Source organism: Aeromonas sp. HMWF016 (assembly GCF_963878195.1).
In the GTDB taxonomy this organism is placed as follows: domain Bacteria; phylum Pseudomonadota; class Gammaproteobacteria; order Enterobacterales; family Aeromonadaceae; genus Aeromonas; species Aeromonas lacus.
In genome coordinates, this window is the sequence record NZ_CAWNWX010000113.1 from 1 (window position 1) to 6818 (window position 6818).

A 6818-nucleotide genomic window follows, 5' to 3' on the forward strand; every position below is an offset into this window, starting at 1 on the left:
GACATGTACCCCTCTTGTATGACGGACGGCGGCAGCGTCGTCGCCTATGCACCCGCCTCCAGCGCCAACCTGAGCGTGGGATTCGATGTACTGGGGGCGGCGCTCGCCCCCGTGGATGGCTCTCTGCTCGGCGATCGGGTGCAGGTAAAAGCGGCTGACGTGCCTTTTGCGCTGTCCTCTGTGGGCCGCTACGCCCACAAGCTGCCGGACGATCCGAAAAAGAATATTCTCCATGACTGCTGGGTCGCCTATGGCGAGGCGCTGGAGAAGCGCGGCCTCGGTCTCAAGCAGCTTGAAATGGTGCTGGAGAAGAACCTGCCGGTGGGCTCGGGTCTGGGGTCGAGTGCTTGCAGCGTGGTGGCGGCCCTTGAAGGGCTCAACGCTTTTCACGGCGCGCCCCTCAATGAGCACGACATGCTGCTGCTGATGGGGGAGATGGAAGGCAAGATATCCGGCTCCGTTCACTACGACAACGTGGCCCCCTGTTATCTCGGCGGTATGCAGCTGGTGCTGGAAGAGCACGGCGTTATCAGTCAGGGGATTCCGGTGTTCGATCAGTGGTACTGGGTGGTCTGCTACCCGGGTACCGTGGTCTCCACAGCCGCGGCCCGCGCCATTTTGCCGGCCCAATATCGCCGTCAGGATTGCCTCACCTATGGCCGCCGCCTGGCTGCCTTTGTCCACGCCAGCTACACCGGGCAGGAGGGGCTGGCGGCGAGCGTCTTGAAAGACGTGATTGCCGAGCCCTACCGCGCGGCGCTGATCGAAGGCTTTGCCGAGGTGCGGGCGCAGGCGGCCCAGAACGGGGCGCTGGCTACCGGCATCTCCGGTTCAGGCCCCACCGTGTTTGTGGTGATGAAGGATCTGGCGCAGGCCGAGCGGATGAAAGATTGGATGGAAGCACATTTCGTGCAGAACGAAGATGGATTTGCCCGGGTCTGCAAACTGGACATGGCCGGGGCACGGGTAACAGGAAGCGAGCTATGAATCTCTACAACATCAAGGACAACAGCGAACAGGTGAGCTTCGCGCAGGCGGTGCGTCAGGGCTTGGGTCGCGAACAGGGGCTCTTCTTCCCAGAACAACTCGAACCGCTGGCCGATGTGGATGCCCTGCTGGATCTGCCGCTGGCCGAACGCTCTGCCCGCATCCTGAGCCACCTGCTGGGGGATGAAGTGCCCGCAGCGAAAGTGAGCGAGCTAATCAACGCCGCTTTCACCTTCCCGGCGCCGCTGGTGAAAATCAAAGACGGCACCTATGCCCTCGAACTGTTCCATGGCCCGACCCTGGCATTCAAGGATTTCGGCGGCCGCTTTATGGCCCAGTGCCTCGCGGCTTTCAGAACCAACGACAAGATCACTATCCTTACCGCCACCTCCGGCGACACCGGCGCCGCCGTGGCCCACGCCTTCTACGGGCTGGAGGGGATCGAGGTGGTGATCCTCTATCCCAAGGGCAAGATCAGCCCCTTGCAGGAGAAGCTCTTCTGCACCCTCGGCGGCAATATCCGCACCATCGCCATCGACGGCGACTTCGATGCCTGTCAGGCTCTGGTAAAACAGGCCTTTGACGACGAGGCGCTGAAAAAGGCCATTGGCCTCAACTCCGCCAACTCCATCAATATCAGCCGTCTGCTGGCGCAGGTTTGCTACTACTTCGAAGCGGTAGCCCAGCTGCCGAAAGCCGATCGTGCCAAGGTGGTGATCAGCGTGCCGTCCGGCAACTTCGGCAACCTCACCGCGGGCCTGATCGCCAAGGCGCTGGGGCTGCCGGTGAAGCGCTTTATCGCCGCTACCAACGCCAACGACACCGTGCCGCGCTACCTGAAAACCGGTCAGTGGGAGCCGCACCAGACAGTGGCCACCCTGTCGAATGCCATGGATGTGAGCCGCCCCAACAACTGGCCACGGGTAGAAGAGCTGTGCCGTCGCAAGGGCTGGGCGCTGGAGACCCTGGGTTCTGGCATGCGTGACGATGCCCAGACCCGCGCTGCCCTTAAACGGCTGCACCAGCTGGATTACCTCTGTGAACCCCACGGCGCCATTGCCTGGGATCTGTTGAGTGAACAGCTGGCCGAAGATGAAGTGGGGGTCTTCCTCTGCACCGCCCATCCTGCCAAGTTCAAGGAGTCGGTGGACGAGATCCTGCATCTGGATGTGCCGCTGCCCGGCCCGCTGGCCAAGCACGCCGAGTTGCCGCTGCTCTCTGTTAATTTGCCTGCGGAGTTTGCCCGGTTAAGGGCGTTTTTGGTGGGTTAAGCCGCCGAGCTGAGATAACCGATAGAAATAAAAATCCCCCGGTAACGGGGGATTTTTTATTGCAGGAACAGGCGTGTATCCGCCGCTCAGCAGCCAACTATCAGCCACACAAGGGCACGGGGAAAAGTTGACACTCGCCTGTGCTCTGGATTACCGTCATGGCTCGTTTGTTTAGAGAGTACCTCCTCCGATGCGCATTTAACCTGTCCGCACCCCGCTTTTGATTTCTCTCCCGCTCGGGAGATTGGGTGCGTCTTACCGTGACAGGTTGATGCTGATTCCTCTTTGTTTTTCCAATCCGTGGACACGTGTCCCTGTCATTTGGCTATGGCTCTTGGTCTGTTGCTCCGGCATCGGCCCAAAGGAGTTCAGATGACCCATATTGCATGTCATATCAAACAGTTGCAGCTGCCCTTCGGTGGTTGCACTCAGCCCCTTACCTTTTCTCTACCCACTGCGGGTGCAACCCTGCTTGGTCGCAATGGCATCGGCAAGAGCCTGCTGCTCGAACTACTGGCGGGCCAGCGCCGTCCGGTCGCAGGCAAGATTGAGTGGCACAGGCCCATCGGCTGGTTGTCCCAGTTTGTGCCAGAAGGGGAGCGCAGCGTTGGCGACTTTATCGGTTGGGGAGAGCCGCTACGCGCCCTTGAGCGGATTGAGCAGGGCAGCACGGATGAGCGTGATTTCGATCTGCTGGCGGAGCGCTGGTCCTTGCGCAGTGATCTTGCCGCCCTGTTGGCTCAGGCCGGTTTGGCGCTGGATGCTCACCAGCCGCTCGATCGGTTAAGCGGGGGCCAGCTTTGCCGCTTGCGCTTGTTGGCCCTGTTCGCTAATCCGGATCACTTTCTGTTGCTCGATGAGCCGGACAATCACCTTGATGCCGCTGGCATCGACTGGCTGAGCCAGCAATTAGCCAGCCATCGTGGTGGCTATCTGCTGGTGAGCCACGATCGGCGTCTGCTTAATCAGGCGACCCTGATCTTTGAGCTCGGTGAGGCGGGGCTGCAACGTGCCGAGCTGTCGTTTGCGGATTATCTCGCCCAGCAGGCCCACGAGCAGGCGGCCCGCACTGCCCGGTTGACACAGGCCGTGCGCAATGAAAAAGCTGCGGTGCAGGCGCTGCAAAAGGTGCGCGAGCAAGCGGCCAGACGGGCCGGTCAGGGGCGGCGCGAGCGCGGCTCTCAGGCCAAGGTGGTGCTTGATTTTAAAAAGGAGCAGGCAGGCAAATCCCTAGGCAAGGTGCTGGATCGCCACGAGCGGTGCCACAGTGCGCAGGCGGATGCCAGAGCCCAGGCGACAGCTGCGTTGGCTGCGGTGCAACCACTGGTTATGCAGTGGCCTGCGGGGAGCGAGAGCAAGGGGGCGGCCCAGCCGCTGGTGATCACGGATGCCTGTCACCCGCGTTGGTATGGTCAGCCAGTCACGCTGGTACTGCAGCGGGGTGAACGCTGCCGGCTAAGTGGTTGCAACGGCAGCGGCAAATCGAGTCTGCTGCAGATGCTGCGCGGGGAGCTGGCGCCCGATTTCGGCACTTTTCGTATCAATGGCCGGATGGTCTGCCTCGATCAGGGGCTCAGCCTGATTGCGCGAGACCTCAGCCCGCTTGCCAACCTGCTGACCGTAGCGCCGAAACTGGCCGAGAGTGATGCGAGAACCCGGCTGGCGGGGATTGCCCTGCGTGGCGATCGCGCCTTACAGCCCTGTCATGGTCTGAGCGGTGGCGAGCGGCTAAAACTGGGTTTGCTTATGGTGTTGGCGCAACAGCCCGACCTGTTGTTGCTCGATGAACCGGACAACCATCTGGATCATGCCTCGCGCCAGCTGCTCACACAGGTACTGGCCGATTACCCGGGCACTCTGCTGTTGGTCTCCCACGATCCCTACTTTGTTGCGGGTGTGGGGATTGAGCGGGAGTATTGGTTGGAGGGGGAGGGGAGCTAACCTGCGAACCAGCAACGGCGCGTCAAGGAGGTGGATGTCCTAGATTTGCTGTTCCAGACAGTGGCGACGCTGTCGAACGCCATGGATGTCAGCCGCCCCAACAACTGGCCGCGGGTAGAAGAGCTCTGCCGTCGCAAGGGCTGGGCGCTGGAGACTTTGGGTTCTGGCATGCGTGACGATGCCCAGACCCGAGATGCGCTGAAACACCTGCACCAGCTGGATTAACTGTGCGAACCCCATGGCGCCATTGCCTGGGATCTGCTGGGGGAACAGCTGGCCGAGGACGAAGTGGGGGTGTTCCTCTGCACCGCTCATCCCGCCAAGTTCAAGGAGTCGGTGGACGAGATCCTGCATCTCGATGTGCCGCTGCCCGGCCCGCTGGCCAAGCATGCTGAGCTGCCGCTGCTCTCCGTTAATTTGCCAGCAGAGTTTGCCCGGTTAAGGGCGTTTTTGGTGGGGTAATGGGTTGAACCGGAAATACAAAACCCCGCCTTTTTGCAAAGAACGGGGTTTTTTGTGGCTGCATGCGATGATGATCTTGCCTTAATCAGTCAGTAACGCATCACTTTCCTTGCCGTAAGTTTAGGGGGGGGCGTTATAACCAGGACTCTGAGTGATAGCCAACCAAATTAGAGTTGGTTCAGAAAGAGGGGGTCCAAGATTTTTATATTAAAAAATTTTTTTATTTATATCGCTGGCAAGATTTTTTCCTGCTCGTGAGTCACTACTAGTTTTGGATACTGAAAAGGTATATCTACCATCTTGGTGAAAAACAATCTTATAATGTTTCCCTTCTTCGGATATATCAAATCCAATTCTTGTTAAATGACTTTTAGTCTTAGCATCCATTTCTACATAAGACTTGAATATTGACTTAATCTCTTCCTTTAGATTGCTGGCTATACCTTCAGTCTTATTTGCTTTTATCAAATCATGTAAAATATGATACCGCCGAGATTCTCTTATCGAGTTTTGTAGTTGTCTTTCTAATGTGTCGACGACAAAGTTTCGAATCTCATATGGGTATAAATCTTGTTCCTCACCATATGATAAGATACCTTCTTCTCTTGAAAACTTCTCTGCATTTATTCGACTCAACTCTGCTTGTAATCGCAAGATCTCTGTTTCTGCAGAGTCTATTTTTTCTTGTTTAGCTGCAATATCTTTATCAAATGCTGATATGTAATCATTGATTTCTGTCGAACCAGTTCTTTTTAATTCGTTATAGTTGTGTTTTGATATGCATTCTTTTAGATGTAACCAGGTACAATAAGTTCTTTGTCTCCGATTAGATAGCGCAACTCTAATATCATTTTCTATTAAGCTAGAAAGCTGAATCGGATCATTTTGTGCTTGTGATAAGAAAAATGATTTTCTCGCGATGCTATCAGGCCAATAAACGCCGATGGTACCGCCATATACATTTCTTGATGCACACAAATCCTTTAGCTTAATGGAAAAATTTCTATCTGGTTCAACAACAACATGAGCTAATCCAGATAGCTTATCTGCAAAATTGTTAATTTCTATATCATATTCATTATCGAAATTTGCACTAATGTAAACAATGGGTAGAGTGTTGTTTCCATGTCCATTTATATAACTGGCTGCAATATCTTCTTCACCTACCTTTAATAATGTAGGTTTATTGGAAATATCAAGTAATCCATCTTTACCACCGCCAATATGACGAAGAATTTGTTTTATAAGCACAGGTTTTTTAGGGGCGGGAAGAGAGCTGGATGTTCGAATTGTTTCACAACTGATTTGAATGCTAACAAGGTGTTCGTGAGGTGTTTGAGAGGCGACAATAGTGCTTGTCCACTCAACACCTCCTTTTTCAAGCTTTGTATAGCGCAATCCACTAATTTCATAGTCGTCAAATGCCGCATATCCAGTTGTGACGTGTTCATTATTAATCCTGATACTTGCTTCAGTTTTTCTAATGGTAGGATCAAAATCATGATGTTTTATTTTTGAGTGTCTACTATCAGCTATCCATTTTCTTGCAATAGTTAATACATCTTCTACAGATGATTCATTATTGATTGGGAACTCGGTTGAGAAACAAATCATGATTTTTTATTACCTTGTATAACAAAATGTTTAATAATTGAATTTTGAATTTTGAATTTTGAATTTTGAATTTTGAATTTTGAATTTTGAATTTTGAATTTTGAATTTTGAATTTTGAACTGTTGGCTTTAATGTCTCATGTGTTAGGGTAAGTCATGTTGCCTGACGTTTACCGAGAAAGCTAAAGTAGGTTGTTGATTATCTATTGCCACGATTTTTATCGTATTTTGGAAATCATCTCTTCCATCTGTTGGACTTCGCTACACTCAGCACCAGCCTACGAACTTCATCAATCATTGTTCAAAACCCACGCTACCGCCCGTGGATTACAGCTTCCAATATGCTCCATTAACCTGCGAGGGCTGCAGCCCATCGCAGATGAATAGGCACCGGATGGCTATGTTAAGCCAATCGAATCTGGTCGCACCAGTCAAAAAATGACGTAAGTGTCAGTAAAAACTGATTTTTTGCGCTGGCTCAAAAAATCGCACTGGCCGAGCGCAGGATTCTCATGGCCCTTGATTTTATAGGGGGTGGTGGGGG

The 6818-nt window shown here is 53.6% G+C and carries 4 protein-coding genes and 1 pseudogene; 4 read left to right on the top strand and 1 reads right to left on the bottom strand.

Annotated elements, in window-relative coordinates; all coding sequences use genetic code 11:
• Positions 1-18 precede the first annotated feature (18 nt).
• The 4 genes and pseudogenes from thrB to AACS24_RS19595 form a co-directional block, all read left to right on the top strand.
• Positions 19-987: a homoserine kinase gene (thrB, locus tag AACS24_RS19580; RefSeq protein WP_108571725.1), complete on the top strand. Its 969-nt coding sequence runs from the start codon at positions 19-21 to the stop codon at positions 985-987.
• Positions 984-2258, top strand: coding sequence for a threonine synthase (gene thrC / locus AACS24_RS19585; protein WP_108571726.1), 1275 nt, complete (start codon positions 984-986; stop codon positions 2256-2258). Before thrB ends, thrC begins: the two co-directional genes overlap by 4 nt.
• A 372-nt stretch (positions 2259-2630) precedes the next feature.
• Positions 2631-4199: an ATP-binding cassette domain-containing protein gene (locus tag AACS24_RS19590; protein WP_108571727.1), complete on the top strand. Its 1569-nt coding sequence runs from the start codon at positions 2631-2633 to the stop codon at positions 4197-4199.
• A 54-nt stretch (positions 4200-4253) separates the two neighbouring features.
• Positions 4254-4661 (top strand): annotated as a pseudogene (locus tag AACS24_RS19595) (threonine synthase); the annotation flags it as partial.
• A 207-nt stretch (positions 4662-4868) separates the two neighbouring features.
• Here AACS24_RS19595 and AACS24_RS19600 read toward each other — a convergent pair.
• Positions 4869-6275 (bottom strand): hypothetical protein, encoded by a 1407-nt coding sequence (locus AACS24_RS19600; protein ID WP_146181435.1) that lies wholly within the window; start codon positions 6273-6275, stop codon positions 4869-4871.
• Positions 6276-6818 lie beyond the last annotated feature (543 nt).

What these genes read in the sequence shown, in the direction of transcription:
- thrB (WP_108571725.1), top strand. Translation starts at nt 19, where the DNA reads ATGACGGACGGCGGCAGCGTCGTCGCCTATGCACCCGCCTCCAGCGCC.
- thrC (WP_108571726.1), top strand. Translation starts at nt 984, where the DNA reads ATGAATCTCTACAACATCAAGGACAACAGCGAACAGGTGAGCTTCGCG.
- AACS24_RS19590 (WP_108571727.1), top strand. Translation starts at nt 2,631, where the DNA reads ATGACCCATATTGCATGTCATATCAAACAGTTGCAGCTGCCCTTCGGT.
- AACS24_RS19600 (WP_146181435.1), bottom strand. Translation starts at nt 6,275, where the DNA reads ATGATTTGTTTCTCAACCGAGTTCCCAATCAATAATGAATCATCTGTA.